This is a genomic window from Aeromonas veronii (genome assembly GCA_041319085.1).
Lineage (GTDB): Bacteria > Pseudomonadota > Gammaproteobacteria > Enterobacterales > Aeromonadaceae > Aeromonas > Aeromonas veronii_F.
On record CP101033.1, the window covers coordinates 1,446,458 to 1,462,157 of the forward strand.

14 protein-coding genes are annotated in these 15,700 nt (G+C 58.7%); 11 read left to right on the plus strand and 3 right to left on the minus strand.

Features of this window, described 5'->3' with window-relative positions:
* Positions 1-298: 298 nt before the first annotated feature.
* The 8 genes from NMD14_07015 to NMD14_07050 all read left to right on the plus strand — a co-directional run bounded on the left by NMD14_07015 (position 299) and on the right by NMD14_07050 (position 10,357).
* On the plus strand, positions 299-2,803 hold the full coding sequence (locus NMD14_07015) for an EAL domain-containing protein (GenBank protein XEI34143.1): 2,505 nt from the start codon (positions 299-301) through the stop codon (positions 2,801-2,803).
* 99 nt (positions 2,804-2,902) lie between these two features.
* Entirely contained in the window at positions 2,903-4,807 is a 1,905-nt protein-coding gene (locus tag NMD14_07020) for a transglycosylase SLT domain-containing protein (protein ID XEI34144.1), read from the plus strand.
* Between the two features lie 177 nt (positions 4,808-4,984).
* Positions 4,985-5,983 (plus strand): LacI family DNA-binding transcriptional regulator, encoded by a 999-nt coding sequence (locus NMD14_07025; GenBank protein XEI34145.1) that lies wholly within the window; start codon positions 4,985-4,987, stop codon positions 5,981-5,983.
* A 394-nt stretch (positions 5,984-6,377) separates the two neighbouring features.
* Positions 6,378-7,466 carry a pyruvate dehydrogenase (acetyl-transferring) E1 component subunit alpha gene (gene pdhA, locus NMD14_07030; protein XEI34146.1) on the plus strand — a complete coding sequence of 363 codons (1,089 nt, stop codon included), beginning with the start codon at positions 6,378-6,380 and terminating at the stop codon, positions 7,464-7,466.
* Positions 7,459-8,445, plus strand: coding sequence for an alpha-ketoacid dehydrogenase subunit beta (locus NMD14_07035; GenBank protein ID XEI34147.1), 987 nt, complete (start codon positions 7,459-7,461; stop codon positions 8,443-8,445). The genes pdhA and NMD14_07035 overlap by 8 nt, the downstream gene beginning before the upstream one ends.
* Entirely contained in the window at positions 8,442-9,542 is a 1,101-nt protein-coding gene (locus NMD14_07040; protein XEI34148.1) for a 2-oxo acid dehydrogenase subunit E2, read from the plus strand. Before NMD14_07035 ends, NMD14_07040 begins: the two co-directional genes overlap by 4 nt.
* Before the next feature lie 217 nt (positions 9,543-9,759).
* Positions 9,760-9,960, plus strand: a complete 201-nt coding sequence (locus tag NMD14_07045; protein ID XEI34721.1) for a cold-shock protein — start codon at positions 9,760-9,762, stop codon at positions 9,958-9,960.
* A 91-nt stretch (positions 9,961-10,051) separates the two neighbouring features.
* Positions 10,052-10,357 (plus strand): hypothetical protein, encoded by a 306-nt coding sequence (locus tag NMD14_07050; GenBank protein ID XEI34149.1) that lies wholly within the window; start codon positions 10,052-10,054, stop codon positions 10,355-10,357.
* On the opposite strand, the gene NMD14_07055 is transcribed toward NMD14_07050, so the two are convergent.
* A complete protein-coding gene (locus NMD14_07055) occupies positions 10,344-10,592 on the minus strand; it encodes a TIGR02647 family protein (GenBank protein XEI34150.1) in 249 nt (82 codons plus the stop codon). The genes NMD14_07050 and NMD14_07055 overlap by 14 nt on opposite strands.
* Positions 10,593-10,837: 245 nt before the next feature.
* On the opposite strand from NMD14_07055, the gene NMD14_07060 reads away from it, so the two are divergent.
* Positions 10,838-11,386: a hypothetical protein gene (locus NMD14_07060; protein XEI34151.1), complete on the plus strand. Its 549-nt coding sequence runs from the start codon at positions 10,838-10,840 to the stop codon at positions 11,384-11,386.
* 159 nt (positions 11,387-11,545) lie between these two features.
* A complete protein-coding gene (locus NMD14_07065) occupies positions 11,546-11,938 on the plus strand; it encodes a DUF2750 domain-containing protein (GenBank protein ID XEI34152.1) in 393 nt (130 codons plus the stop codon).
* A 94-nt stretch (positions 11,939-12,032) separates the two neighbouring features.
* On the opposite strand, the gene NMD14_07070 is transcribed toward NMD14_07065, so the two are convergent.
* Positions 12,033-13,883: an extracellular solute-binding protein gene (locus NMD14_07070; protein XEI34153.1), complete on the minus strand. Its 1,851-nt coding sequence runs from the start codon at positions 13,881-13,883 to the stop codon at positions 12,033-12,035.
* Positions 13,884-14,240: 357 nt separating this feature from the next.
* On the opposite strand from NMD14_07070, the gene NMD14_07075 reads away from it, so the two are divergent.
* Positions 14,241-14,420, plus strand: coding sequence for a hypothetical protein (locus tag NMD14_07075; GenBank protein ID XEI34154.1), 180 nt, complete (start codon positions 14,241-14,243; stop codon positions 14,418-14,420).
* A 16-nt stretch (positions 14,421-14,436) separates the two neighbouring features.
* Here NMD14_07075 and NMD14_07080 read toward each other — a convergent pair whose 3' ends face one another.
* Entirely contained in the window at positions 14,437-15,636 is a 1,200-nt protein-coding gene (locus NMD14_07080) for an HD-GYP domain-containing protein (protein XEI34155.1), read from the minus strand.
* Positions 15,637-15,700 lie beyond the last annotated feature (64 nt).

Consider the following 15,700-nt stretch of genomic DNA (forward strand, 5'->3'; position numbering starts at 1 on the left):
GATCTTTGTCACATAAACTTCCCTTGGCTATTCAGCAACTTATAAATTGTGATCTTTTCCGGTTTCGTGCCAAAAACAGCTTGAGCTCCATGAAACTGGCAGGCAGTATGACGGGAATAGGATCGTTTCTGTCCCTTCTTGGCAGCACTTCGTGTCGACCTCATGTCCGGTTTCCACTGCTTGATATCGCATGTTTGTACTCTTCCCTCGCAACCTCTGATCTCATGAGCGGATGCAGGGGGCGTTGCTATGCCTGATTGGACATCAAACGTGGTTGGTTGTTGTGTTGGAGTGGTAAATGAAGCAGCAAGCCACGCAAGTCATGTGGTTTTTCGATCGGCAACATGATCAGTGGAGTCTCTCTGATCAGGGGGCCTACCAGCAGTGGCAAGGGGAGGGCAATCATCCCTGGGCCGCTCGCCTGTTACCGGAGGATGAGGCAGGCTTTGCCGACTTTCTCGTCCGGCTTCATGAATCACATTTGCCAGAGCAGTTCATCGGTCATCTGAAAGATGATCAGGGGCAACTCAACCACGTGCTCTGGAGCGGTCAGTTTGTGCCCACCCAGCAGATCTGCTGTGGCTGGCTGGCCACTCTCGACAGTGCCAACAGTGCGGTCTCCTCCCTCAACCTCTCTTTGCCGTTGCTGCAAACCACCCTGCTCACTCAGCTGGCGCAGGCGCTCTCTGCTCGCACCGGGCTCGATTTTTTCAATACCCTGGTCAGCCAGCTGGCCCATATCCTCAAGGTGGATGCGGTCTGGGTGGGCGAGCTGTGCGGTGCCGACCGGGTCAGAGTGCTGGCCGCCGACGGGCTGGTGCAGAAGGACTACCCGCTGGCGGGCTCCCCCTGTCAGGAGCTCTACAAGCAAGGGGCCATCTGTTTCGAGGTGATCGATGCGTCGCAGGAGTATCAACCCTGGCTGGCAGCTGGGCAGACTTATTATGGTCAGCCGCTGTTTGATGCCAGAGGTCAACTTCTGGGTCATCTGGCGCTGCTCTATTCGGCCCCGGCAGATACCAGCAACCTCACTTCGGTGCTCAATACCTTTTCGGTACGGATGGTGGCCGAGCTGGAGCGGTTGCAATCAGATGCCCAGATGAGACTCTCTGCCGTTGCATTCGAGACTCACGAAGGGATCATCATCACCGATCCGGGGTTCAAGATCTTGCGGGTCAACAACGCCTTCAGCCAGATCACCGGTTTTGACAGCCAGTCGGTACTGGGCCTGCATCTGGAAGAGGATCTCTGGCCCAATCTTGGTGGGCTGGGCTACGAGCTCAACACCCTCAGCCGCTGGCAGGGCGAGACCCTGCGTCGCCACGTCGATGGTCGCTCCTATCCCCAGTGGGAGATAGTGACGCCGGTGCAGGATGAAAAAGGGGTGATCAGCCACTTTGTTATCTGCTTTGAGGATATCTCCGAGCGCAAGGCGGCCGAGCGGCGCATCCAGGATCTCGCCTATTACGACGAGCTGACCGGACTACCCAATCGCCGCCAACTGCACGAGACCCTGGTACAGACCTTCAACGAGGCGATCCGCGATGGCCTGATCGGTGCGCTGCTCTTTATCGATCTCGATCACTTCAAGACCATCAACGACTCCCTCGGCCACGCCACCGGCGACTGGCTGCTCAAGGAGGTTGCCGCCCGCCTCAAACGGCTGGTGCGACAAGGGGATTGTCTGGCGCGCCTCGGTGGCGACGAGTTTGTGCTGCTGCTGCCGTCGCTCTCGGCCAGCCCGCCCCAGGCGCAGATGCAGGCCGATATCATTGCCGAGCGGCTTATCACCGAGATTGCCGCTCCTTATACCTATGTGGGACAGGTGCTGCACATCGGCGCCAGCGTCGGCATTACCTTGTTTCCGGATCGGGAGCAGGGGGTCGATGATCTGCTCAAGCAGGCGGACACCGCCATGTATCAGGCCAAGTCCGCGGGCCGCAAGACCCGTCGTTTTTTCGATGCCTCGATGCAGCAGCAGGCGGATCGCCGTCTGCTCATTCACAACGAACTGCGCAATGCCCTCAGTCAGCAAGAGCTGACCCTCTACTATCAGCCCCAACATATGGTTGATGGCGGCGATATCATCGGTGTCGAGGCGCTCATTCGCTGGCAGCCGGCCGGTCGCTCGCTGGTTTCGCCAGCCGAGTTTATCCCCATTGCCGAGGAGACGGACCTGATTGTCGATATCGGCAACTGGGTGCTGCACGAGGCATGCGCCCAGTACGTGCTGTGGGAGGAGAACGGCATCCATATTCCGCAGATCTCGGTCAACGTCAGTGCCAAGCAGTTCCATGCCACCGATTTTGTCGAGCGGATCCACGATGTGCTGGCGCAAACCGGCATGGACCCGGCCCGCCTTAATCTGGAGATCACCGAATCCGTGGTGCTAGGCCACGCCGAGGACACCATCAGCAAGATGACCGACCTCAAAGAGCTCGGCATCAGCTTTGCCATCGATGATTTTGGTGCCGGTTATTCCTCCCTGAGCTACCTCAAGCGGCTGCCTGCCGATGAGCTCAAGATCGATCGCTCCTTCATTCAGGACATCCCGAAAGACGGCGACAACATGGCCATCGTCGAGGCGGTGATTGCCATGGCCCGCCATATGGGGTTCAACGTCACGGCGGAAGGGGTGGAGTCCCGTCAGCAGCTGGAGTTTCTCAAGGCGCAGGGGTGCAGCTTCTATCAGGGCTACCTTGCCTCTAAGCCGTTGCCGGTGCCCTATCTGGAGAAATATGTACAGCGGCTGACCAGACCGGAGCAACTGCGCGAAATACAGCTGAGCGAGGCAGAAAAATAGTCCCAACTCCCCGCTGTAGCGCTGCCCGGCAACGGGTAGAATGAGAGGCAGTAGACCCACCGACACCGGGCGGTGTATTGCCCTCAATGGAGATGTTCAGTGAAAGCTGTATGGGGAATTGTTTTGTCGGCGCTGTTCGTGCCGACCCTGATGGCGCAGACTGCCGACCAGACGCTCTACCGTCAGGCGTATGACGCCGTTCGGGCCAATGACCAGGCCCGTTTCCAGCAAATTCGAGCCCGTTTGACCCATTATCCGCTGCTGCCCTATCTCGATTACTATCAGCTCGCCTTTCGTCCGGGGGCGGCCGATTACAACGATGTGACTCACTTTATCCGCCAGCATGGGGATACCCCCCAGTCCAACCGGCTGGAGCGCAGCTATCTGACCTATCTGGCCCAGAGCCAGCAGTGGTCGCAGTTCTTGCACTTCTATCCGGCCAAGCCGAGCTCCACCGATCTGCTCTGCATGCACTATCAGGCGCTCTATTACACCGGCAAGCCGAAAGAGGCGTTGCAGGGGGCGGGCAAGATCTGGATGAGCGGTCAATCGCGGCCCGATGCCTGCTCACCGTTGTTCCAACTGTGGCAGGCATCCGGTCAGCGTACCCAGGAGAAGATCTGGCAGCGGATGACGCTGGCCTTCGAGGCAGAAAACCCCAATCTGATCCGTCACCTTGGCGCGACCCTGGGTAGCGGTTTGCAGAGCTATGGCGATCAGATGGTGACCCTGTTCGAGCAGCCAGCCAAGGCGATGGACCCGGCCTATTTCAGCAGTAACACCTACTCACGCAAGCTGCTCTCTCTTGGTTTGACCCGCTATGCCAATCAGGAGCCGGAGTCGGTGCTGCGCCAGCTGGCGCTGTTTCGCAGCCGTTTCGGGCTGACCCAGGCCGAGGTGAAACCGGTGGAGCGCGCCATTGCTCGTCGCCTGTTACTGGATCGCGCCATTGCCCAGCGCAGCTGGGTCGACAGCACGGTGAAAAAGCTGGCGGATCCCGACATCACCGAGCTGCGGGCACGACTGGCTATCTGGGAGCAGGATTGGCGTGGCCTCTCCGGCTGGCTGAAGATGATGCCGATGGCCCGTCAGAAAGAGGATCGCTGGCGCTACTGGATGGCGCGCTCCCTTGAAGTACAGGGACAGCAAAAACCGGCGCGGGATCTCTATCTGGAGACTGCCAACCTGCGCGGTTTCTACGGCTTTATGGCCGCCCAGCGCACCGGTGTGCCCTATCGCATGAAGAACCAGAGCGTGGCGAAGAAGGTGCCGGACTGGCGCACGGCCAGCCAGCGCTGGCCGTTCCTGTTGCGGGTGCGCGAGCTGTTGTCGATGAACGAGATTGCGGCGGCCCGCTCGGAGTGGATCCACAACATGGATCGCAACCCGGTGGCCCAGCGCATCGAGTTTGGTCATATCGCCCTCAATCAGGGGTGGCACGAGCTGGCCATTCTCGCCAGCATTCGCGCCGAAGCGTGGGATGCCCTCGACCTGCGCTTCCCGCTGCCGCTCAAGCGAACCTTCTCCCAGATGGCGCAAGAGCGCACCATGAACACCAGCCTGCTCTATGCCATCTCCCGTCAGGAGAGTGCCCTCTATCCGCTGGCCCAGTCGCCGGTGGGCGCGCGCGGCCTGATGCAACTGATGCCGTCCACCGCCAAAGAGACCGCAGGCAAGCTGGGGGTGCCTTATCGCAACGAGCAGCAACTGTTTGATCCGGCAATGAATATTCGTCTGGGGAGCGCCTATCTCAAGCGCTTGCTGGATGTCTATGACGGCAACCGGATCCTGGCAGCGGCCGCCTACAACGCCGGGCCGGGCCGGGTAAAACGCTGGCGTGAGCAGAGTGACAACAAGCCGATGGACGTGTGGGTCGAGAGCATCCCGTATAAGGAGACCCGCAACTACGTCCAGAACGTGTTGTCGTTCGATCTCATCTATCAGCACAAGTTGCAGCAGCCGCTGCGCTTCATGTCAGAGCGGGAGCTCAATCACGCCTATTGAGTCGGGGGCCGCCAGCCGGCCCCTGTTTTCAAATTTCCCTGCCGCCGGGTATCATCGGGTAAGGTTCTGTTACCAAAGGAAACAAGCCCGGTGACCTAGCTCCGGGAATTGCATCAGGCCGCAGGGTATACTCGGGCGTCGGCACCGACAGGTTCCCCCACAATAAAGGAATTGATAGTGGCAACGATTAAAGACGTTTCTCAGCTGGCAAATGTGTCTATCTCCACCGTGTCGCGGGTTATCAACAACACGGCACAGGTAGCACCGGAAAAGCGTGAGGCCGTAGTGGCGGCCATGAAGGAACTGAATTTTCGACCCAACAGTTTTGCCCAGGCACTGGTCAGCAAGCGTTCCAACTGCATTGGCGTGCTGGTTGGCGACCTCTGCGGTGGCCCCTTCTTTGCCCAGATGATGCGTGGCATCGAAACCATGGTCGATCAGGCCAACAAGTTCACCATCGTCATGTCTGGCAACCACGATATCGCGCGCGAGCGTCATGCCATTCAGGCGCTGCTGCAGCGTCAATGCGATGCGCTGATCCTGCACAGCAAGGCGCTCCCGGACGAGGAGCTGAGCGAGCTGGCGGCAGGCTCTACCCCCATCGTTTTCATCAACCGTCAGGTACCTGGGGCGGAAGAGCGCTGCGTTTGGCTTGATAACCAAGCGGGGATCACCACCGCGTGCCAGCACTTGCTGGATGCCGGTCATCGCAACATCGCCTTTATCACCTCCGATGATGAGGAGTTTGTCGATGGTCAGCAGCGGATGGCCGGTTACACCCAGACCCTGGCCAGGGCCGGGATCGCGCTGGAGCCTGCGCTGATTGGCCGTGGCTTTGCCGACGAGAACGGCGGTTATGTGGCGATGTGCGAACTGCTTGCGCGCGGAGTGGCGTTCACTGCCGTGCTTGGTTTCAACGACGCCATGGTGGCGGGGGCGATCTCTTGCCTGCTGGAGCGCGGCTACAAGATCCCGCAGCAGGTGTCGGTGGTGGGGTTCGATGATATTCCCTACGCCCGCTACATCTATCCCAAGCTCACCACGGTACGTTACCCCATCGAGGAGATGGGCAGCCGCGCTGCCGAGCTGGCGCTGCGTCTGCTCGATCACAAGCCGGTGGATGGCCTGGCCCTCAAGTTTGAAGCCCAACTGGTGGAGCGTGAATCGGTCGCCTGACGTGCGCCAAACCGCGAACAACAACGTGGCCCATCGGGGTCACGTTTATTTTGGCTATGTCCCAATTACGTGTTGCATGGGGTGCCCCAGCGCCGCTTGTTAAGCCGCATTCACCTGCTGCCAGCTGGCATGGCTGGTGTAACCGCTGACTGTTGTAACCTAAGAGGGAGCCAGGCTCCCCTTTTCAACATTTGGCATCCTGTCTTCAGCACTGCAAAGTTGCACCATTTACGGCATACATTGCCACGCATCGCCGAAAATTCAGCTCCTTCGCTACTTTAAAGAAGTTTCTACTGGTCTTACCTGAGTAAATCCCTTTGCTTTTCATTTAACAAGGTATTTACATTTGAGTGTCACCAGCATCGGTGACGTTCACAACGGCAAGGAGCCAGTTATGACCCATGTCGACATCCCTTTCCTTCGTTACCTCGATGCGGAAGGGTGCCCGGTCGCCACCTTACCGACCTGGCTGGACAAGGCGATACTGCACACCTTCTACCGCAATATGGTGATGGTGCGCAGCTATGACAAAAAAGCGATTGCGCTGCAACGAACCGGCAAGCTCGGTACTTTTCCCTCCCATCTCGGCGCAGAAGCCGTGGGGATTGGCATTGGTCTCGCCATGCAGCCGCAGGATGTCTACGTTCCCTACTATCGGGACATGCCCACCCTCTATGTGCGGGGCGTGCCGATGGAGAAGAACCTGCAATATTGGGGTGGTGACGAGCGGGGCAGTTATTTTCTCAAACCCGATGGGACTCCCTCTGAAGATCTCCCCATCTGCGTCCCCATCGCCACCCAGATCACCCACGCGTGCGGCATTGCGTCCGCCTTCAAACTGCGTAATCAACCGCGCGTCGCCGTGGTCACCATCGGCGACGGCGGCACCTCCAAGGGGGATTTTCTGGAGGGGCTCAACTGCGTCGGGGTGTGGCACCTGCCGATGGTCATCATCGTCAACAACAACCAGTGGGCCATCTCGGTGCCACGCAAGCTGCAATCGAGCGCCCCAACGCTGGCCCAGAAGGGGATTGGCGCCGGGGTGCGCAGCCTGCAGGTGGATGGCAACGATGTGGTGGCGGTCTACGATGCTGCCCGCAGTGCCGTCGAGCGGGCCCGCAACGGCAAGGGGCCGACCCTGATCGAGGCGGTCAGTTATCGTCTCGGCGATCACACCACTGCCGACGATGCCACTCGCTATCGCGATGGGGCCGAGGTCGAGGCCGCCTGGGCCAAGGAGCCGGTCAAGCGGCTGCGCCAGTTTATGCACAGCCAGGGCTGGTGGGATGAAGAGCAGGAGCAGAGCCTGTTGGCAGAGGCCGCCCGAGAGGTAGATCAGGCGGTCGCCCGTTATGAGGCGATGGCGCCCCAGCCGCCGGAGGCGATGCTCGACTATCACTATGCCAGCCTGCCCGCCGAACTGTTGCCCCAGCGCGAGCGAGTGATTGCCAAGGGGATGAAGCAGGAGGTTGGCCATGAGTGAGATCAGTCTGCTGGAAGCGGTCAACATGGCCCTTCACTACGAGATGGAACACGACCCGGATGTGGTGGTGCTGGGCGAGGATGTGGGGGTCAACGGCGGGGTGTTTCGCGCCACCGTGGGCCTGCGCGATAAGTTCGGTTTCAAGCGGGTGATCGACACGCCGCTGGCCGAGGGATTGATCGCCGGGGTGGCGGTCGGCATGGCGACCCAAGGGCTCAAGCCGGTGGCGGAGTTCCAGTTTCAGGGGTTCATCTTCCCCGGGATGGAGCAGATCATCTGTCAGGCGGCGCGGATGCGAAACCGTACCCGTGGCCGTCTCTCCTGTCCCCTTGTCTATCGCTCACCTTATGGTGCAGGCATTCACTCGCCGGAGCATCACAGCGAGAGTGTCGAGGCGCTGTTTGCCCATATTCCGGGGCTACGGGTGGTGATCCCCTCCAGCCCGAGACGCGCCTATGGCCTGCTGCTCTCGGCCATCCGCGATCCGGATCCCGTGATGTTTTTCGAACCGGACCGCATTTATCGCTCGATGAAATCCGAGGTGGTGGATGACGGTGTCGGCCTGCCGCTGGATGTCTGCTTTACCCTGCGCCCGGGCCGGGATATCACGGTAGTGGCCTGGGGAGCCTGCATTCAGGAGGTGATGCGGGCGGCGAACCTGCTGGCCGAACAAGATATCCAGTGCGAGGTACTTGATCTGGCCACCATCAAGCCGCTGGATATGGAGACCATCCTCACCTCGGTGCGCAAGACCGGTCGCTTGCTGGTGGTGCACGAGGCGTGTGGCAGCTTCGGGGTCGGCGCCGAAATCGTGGCGCGGGTGACCGAGCAGGCACTTCCCAGCCTCAAGGCGCCGCCCAAACGGCTGACCGGCGTGGATGCTGCCGTCCCTTACTATCGCAACGAAGCGTATTACCTCATCACCGAGCAGGATATCGCCGATGCGGCTCACCAGCTGATGGAGAACCAGTGGCTATGAAATTTTTCAAATTACCGGATCTGGGTGAAGGGTTGGCCGAAGCCGAGATCGTCGAGTGGAAGGTGAGCGCCGGTGATACCGTTGCGGTCGATCAGGTGCTGTTGTCGGTGGAAACGGCCAAGGCGCTGGTGGATGTACCCTCTCCGGTGGCCGGGGTGATCGCCCGTCTTTGCGGCGCCGAGGGGGATATCCTCCATATCGGTGCGCCCTTGGTGGAGTTCGAGGGGGGCGAGGATGATGGCACAGTGGTGGGCAAGGTAAGCGCCCATCAGCAACATATCGAGGATCACTTCGTGGTGGGGGCCATTGCCCCGGGTGGCGCGCTGGTACAAGCCATGCCAGTGGTGCGGTTACTGGCACAAAAACTGGGTCTGGATATCGACCGGCTCAAGGGAAGTGGCAGCGGCGGCATGATCACCGAGCTGGATGTTCAGCAGGCATTCGAGGCCCAGCAGAGCAGTGGCAACGAATTCCTCAAAGGGTCACGGCGGGCCATGGCCAAGGCGATGGAGCTCTCTCATCAGACGGTGGTGCCGGTCAGCATCACCGACGAGGTGGACTTGCGTCTCTGGCGCCCTGATGAAGATGTGACAGTGCGCCTTATCAAGGCCATTGGCGTGGCGTGCCGTGCCGAGCCCTCGATGAATGCCTGGTTTGATGGCGAAACCCTGTCACGGCGGCTGTTCAAAGAGGTCAATGTGGCCATCGCGGTGGATTCGAAGCATGGCCTTTATGTGCCGGTGATGGAGAACGTGGCCGAGCGGGAGGGGGCAGATATCCGGCAGGGGCTGGATCGGATGATCGCCGATGTGAAGGCGCGCGCCGTGCCCCGCGAGATGTTGCAGGGGGCGACCATCACCCTCACCAACTTCGGCGCCATCGCAGGCCGCTATGCCAGTCCCATCGTGACACCGCCGCAGGTGGCTATCATAGGGGCAGGCAAACTGTTCGAAAAAGTGGTGTTCATCCATGGCGAAGCACGCCCCGTCAGGGCATTGCCGCTGTCGATGACATTTGACCACAGGGCTTGTACTGGCGGGGAGGCGGCCCGTTTTCTCAGAGCGCTGGTCGACGCGTTGGAAACGGCCACCTTATAACGGTTTGTGCCCTGTCATTGGCAGGGCACAAATTTGTTTGCGTAATCGACAAAGCCACGTATAATCCAAACCAGCTTGAAAGGGCGATAGTTATGTCAATGAATACGATGTTTTACATCTTGTCCTGTTGTTCATAAGTTAATCCCGTTTTTTGAGCTTTATCCGCTGAAAAGCATAAGTAATTATTTTGAATACAGGTTTAAAAGATATGTCTAACATGATCACCGGTACCGTTAAGTTTTTCAACGAAACCAAAGGTTTTGGCTTCATCCAGCAAGAAAACGGCCCGGACGTTTTCGTTCACTTCAGCGCTATTCAAGGTGCCGGTTTCCGCACCCTGGCTGAAGGTCAGCGTGTACAGTTCTCTGTGACCCAAGGTCAGAAAGGCCCGCAGGCTGAGAACGTAACCGCTCTGTAATTTTTACAGAATTTAAGAAAGCCGTGGTACCTATGGTGCCGCGGCTTTTTGTTTATCTAGCTTCCGCTACTGACTTCCATGGTGCTGAATCATGCTGCTATCGCTTCTGATTGTTGCCACCCTGAATCTGACCTCTGACGCGCCGGTACCGGTTCAATCCGCGATGGAAGCACAGGTGATCTGCCAGCAATTTGTCCAGGTTCGGATGGGTGCTGCGCTACAACCCGATGAGGTGATTGCGCGGCTGGTGCCTGATAGGGAAGGGGAGTGGCTGGTGGATGGCAAAGTAAAAGGACCCGAAGGTCCTTTGCTGTTTGCCTGTCATCTTCACCAAGGGAAGCGCTGGGAGCTACTTAACTTTTCGCTCTGGGCACCACTGCCTGTCAAAGCGGTTTAAGTGCAACCAGCAGATGTTGCAGGTGTTCAACCATGGTCATGCCAAACGGGGTGAGATAGCCGCCATCTTCTGCGCTGATGAGCCCCTGTTGATGCAGGCGGGCTGCCGCTTGGCACAATTCTTCAGACATATCGCTGCGTAATTTAATCCCCAAGCTCATGTTGGCCGGATCAAAGCATGCCAGTATTTTCAAATCGTTCACGAATTCGTTAGAAACCTGGTCGATCCCAATCATGGATTTACTCCTTACGCTAAAGATGTATGCAAACTAGCATCCCCGGATCCACTTTAGTGGGCGCTGGCTCAAATTATTGATCTTTGGCTGGATGCCGCGTTTCAAATGCTGTTTTTTTCGGCGTAATCAAATGGTTGGCTGACTGCTTCGCCGAGGGCCGAGCCGGACCAAACGTGATAGGATAGGGCACTTCTTTATATCGGACGGTCTATTGGTGGCTGTTCGCCCTGTTCAAGGTATCGCTCATGGTCAAGATCACTCTGGTATCCCTGCTGCATTCACTTTGTGCCCGCTTTCCTGTCTACCCCGCTGCTTCGTTGACGTCACTGCTGGATGCCCATCAGGGCGAGGTGTGGTTGCCTGCGCGCAAGGGGGCCGACATTGCGCTATTGCGCAAGCATGCCAAGGGGTCTCATGAGCTGGTGTCACTCGATGCAGGCTGGTGTGATTTTGCCGCCAGCGACAGCGGTGATACCCCCGAGCTGGATGCGCTGGCCAACTACGACACCGAGATGATGGATAACCTGCTGATGTACTGGCACAGCGCTGCCAAGATCAACAGCCCGATCACCGATAACCTGTTTGAGCTGCGTCGCGAGGTGGTGGATGAGGCCCACGGGGCCGAACTCGCTGCCGCCTGGGAGCAGCAGCAACAGTTGCGTTTTGAACAGCTGATGGCGATGGTGGCTAATGGCCAGGATCTGCTCTGTTTTGTCGAGGTGGAGTCCGCCTACTGGCTGCGGCAAAAGCTGAGCGAGCAGCCTGATGTGGAGCTGATCACCCCTGCGTTGTAAAAGGGGCAATATGAAGGCTGGTGGTCTCGTTATCGAGGAGGCTGCTCTATCCTTAGGGGCGTCATTGTCCTCCCCATCCGGTGCCAAGGGGCTGCAAGCTGGACAAGCTGACGACAAGATGTGAACATGGCGCCCTTTATCGAGAGAGAGACTTGGCCAATGAGCTATGAACTGAGCGACACCGAGCGCAACGCCGCGCTGCAACTGAACGCTGATTACCGTTACGATCACTTCATCAGCAAGCTGGTCGAGCATGAAGAGCTGTTCGTCCTGACTGACGAGCATGGTGTCATGATGCTGACCACCGACGATGAAGATTGCATTCCGGTATGGCCGCACCCGGAGTACGCCAAGGCGTGGGCCGAAGGCGAGTGGGCCGATTGCAAGCCGCAGTCCATCACCCTCAAGGTATGGCTGGAGCGCTGGGTTGACGGTATGGAGCAGGACGAGCTGTGTGTTGCCGTGTTCCCGACCCCGGATCAGGAAGGCATCGTACTGGAGCCGGCTGACGTGGCTGACGCCATTGCCGAGAAGCAGGCCAAACGCGGCTGAGCACCGCTCGATTCGCAACACCGGTTGCCAACAAAGACCCCGCTATCTGGCGGGGTCTTTTGTTTTAAGGACTTTTGCCGATGGGCTGATGCAATCAGGGCTGGCGATAAGTGGTGTCGATGATAGGCTCGGCCGGGAAAGTCTTGCCGCTCTTGATGGCTGCCCTGGTCTCGGATTTTAGCTCTTCATCAATCCATAGCAGACCGCCATAGCTGTAACCGCTGTTGTCGCCACCGAGGGGCCAGTAGAGCTGCTCGCTCTTTGGGGTTGCGGGCACCTTGGGCAGTTTGATCCAGCGCCAGGCGCCTTCCCGGGTGTAGGGCACCTGATAGGCGGGGACGAAGCTGGCCAGCTCATAGAGCCGCTGCTGGATCTGCCGTGACAGGGCCGCCTTTTTGGCAAAGTCGAACTCCTTGTCGTACTGCTCCACCAGCGCTGTGATGGCGTCGTCATCGATGTTCATGATGTTGTTGGTCTGGGGTTTGTTGGCGTTGATCTTGTGGAAGAACTCCCAATAGGCGGGATAGCGGCTGCCAGCCCAGGCCATCCAGGCGCTCTGGTGCTTTTTCTCCAGCATCGATTTGAAACCGGCCGAGGCATCCATCAGGTTGAGCTCCAGATTGAGCCCCGCCTTCTTGGCCTCTTCCCGCAACAGCGTGAGCCGCTGGGCGTGCTCTGCGGTGGTGTAGGTGATGGCGAGGGTCAGCGATTGCCCCTTGTCGTTTTGCAAAATCCCCTGTGGCCCCACTTTGTTGAACCCGGCCTTGGTAAAGTACTCCCGTGCCAGCTTGGGATCGAACGGACGGGCTTTGAGCTCGCTGTTGGTAAACTCCCCCTGACCCGAGCCATAGCTGTTGAGGCGCTGGTAATCCCCCCTCAGCAGGGTGGTGAGCATTTTGTCGAGGTTGAGGGCATGCTGGATCCCGAGTCGCACATTGAGGTCTTTGAGCAGCGGATCGGCGGTGTTGAGATAGAGCCCCATCGGTGATTGCGGGGTCTGGTTGTAGAACCAGGTACGCGCAATATAACCCTTCTCGAACTCGGCGGTTTTGGTCTTGTCGTGCCACCAGTTGGGCATTACCAGCGGGAAGGTGTCGAGATCGCCGCGCAGGAAGTGTTGCCAGGCGATGTTCATATCCCTGAGCACCTTGATCTCGATCCGCGCGGGATTGAAGCGATGCTGGAAGTAGCGCTCATCATCCCCCCACCAGTTTTCAATCCGCTTGAAGGTGACCGACTTGCCCTTTTTCACCTGATCGAGCTGATAGGGGCCGGTCACCGGCAACACCTTCCAGTTGTACTCCTTGACCCAGTTGGCGGTGAGCGTGATGGCGTGGCTCGGCTCCGGGCTGATGGGCAGTGATTCGAGCAGATCCTGGCGGCTCTTTTCGGTGCCGCTGGTGATGGCCAGGGTGTGATCATCAAACTTGGTGATGTCTGCTATCTGGGTGCTGTAGTAGTTGTTGTACCAGGGGTCGTTGATCTCCTTGCTGCGCATCATCTTGAGGGTAAAGAGCCAGTCATCGGCGGTGACCGGTTGGCCGTCTGACCAGCGCGCCTTGGGATTGATGCGAAAATAGAGGGTCTTGTTGTCGGCGCCGAAGGCCCACTCGTTTGCCAGCATTGGCATGGGGTTGCCGGTGACGGGATGAGTGCTCAGCAGAGGCAGGTTGGTTTCCCGCACGTAACCGGCAAAGCCGCCGTTGGAGTCGGGGCCATATTTGCGCAGGGTCAGGGGAAAGCTGGTCATAAAGGTGCGAAAGGTGCCGCCGCGCTTGGCGGCCGGATCGGCATAGATAGGATCCTGGTTGTTGCTCTCCCACTTCAAGTCAGCGGGCAGCGTGGCACTCCAGCCAAAGGGGCTCCAGCACAGGGTCAGGGTGATGGCGGTGGCGCGAATGATAGGGGAGAGTCGGCGCTCCCCGGCGGTGATGGTCGATGGCATGTCCTTGCTCTCCTGAAGTCTGCTTCCTGCAGATCACACACTGATGATGTCAGTCCCGATGGGGACTGGCTCATCATGAAAATTTTATCCTGTCAGGTCAATGAAATAGCGTAAATTGGCAGATATTCATCATGTCACTCTCCTGGGGGGGGAACCTGCGCAGGGCACCCAGCAGCAGGGGAGTCCCCTCCAGCTCTCACTTGATGGTAACGCGCCTTCGGCCGCTAATTGCAGTGACAAGATGATGAAATGATGGAGAGGAGAGGGTGAAGAGGTGCGGGTGATAAGAATTGACGACTAGACTGGAAAGAGGTGGCCATATTCACTGGCCGCCCTGCAGCCTACCGGAGGTATTCCATGAGCGACCATCTGCTGCTCCCCCATGGTGAAGATCTGCGTCGTGCGGTGCGCTGGCTCAGCGAGCATCACCAGCACGATATCGCCGCCATTGAAGAGGCCAGTCTGCGTTTTGATCTCTCGCCGCTGGATGAGGAGTTTCTGATCCAGCACTGGCTCGACAGCCAGCGGCCATCATGAAGTGTGAGGTAGGGGATTAGAAAAAGTTGGCGAGGTTGATGCCAAACTCTTTCGGGTCGACCGTGTTTTCGATGCTCTCCTGCACCCCTGACTTGGCCAGATCCAGCCACTGTACGTCGAGGTAGTGACGCTGGGTGGCGTGATAGATCACCTTGACCACCGGCTTGAGTGGCTGCTGCTCGTTGCGCTGCATCACGATAGCCAAGCGCTGGTTTGAGAGTTGCACTAGCGTTCCCACCGGATAGACTCCCATGCACTTGATGAACTTGGTGACCAGTTCGGCATCGAAGTGCTGATTGATCCCCTTGAGCAGAATGCGGAAGGCCTGGGTCGGCTGCATGCCGGCTTTGTAGACCCGATCCGCGGTGATGGCATCATAGACATCGACGATGCCGCTCATCCGGGTATAGAGGGAGAGCTGATCCCCCTTGAGTTGCTGCGGGTAGCCGGTGCCATCGAGCCGCTCGTGGTGGTTGGCGGCCACCTCCAGCATGGTGGGGGTGATGCCAGCGGTATTGCTGAGGATCTCGTAACTGTGCACCACATGCTGGCGCATGATGGCGAACTCCTCATCGGTCAGCTTGCCCGGTTTGTTGAGCACCTCGTCCGGGGTCATGATCTTGCCCACGTCGTGCAGCAGGCCACCCAGGGTCAGCTCCTTGAGCACGCTGCGTTCCAGGTCGAGATAGCGGCCGAAGTTGGCCAACAGAATGGCCACGTTCATCGAGTGCTCCATCAGGTAGGCATCCTTGGCACGAATACGGGCCAGACAGAGCATGGCATCGCCGTGGGTGAACATGGTGTCTACCATCTCTTCGGCGACTTCGGCCAGCGGGGTGATGTCGATGGGTTCACCCGCCTTGAGCTGGCGAATGAATTTGCCTTGCAGTTCGCGCGCTTCCTGATAAAGGCGGCGGATCTTCAGCTCCCGCCCTTCGCCGTTGGCAGTGGCCCGGCGTCCCACCTGGGCACTGTTGGCATTGAGGTCGGGGGAGGTAACGGCGTCACTCTCGGCGCTGCCCAGTTTGCTGCGGGCCAGATCGATGCGTACCGTGATCACCCCCTGGCGCACCAGATTGGCAATTTGCGCCACGCTGGTCACCATGCCCATCTGGGCGATCGCCATCCCACCTGTCTGGCTGGCGATAGCGATGACATACATGCCGGGTTTCAGCTGGTTGACGGGAATGACGGGATAGGATGCTTGAGACTTCATGATGGCTTCCTGATGTTTATTATTATCAGTATCGTGCGGATGGGGCACACCGGGGAAGTGTACC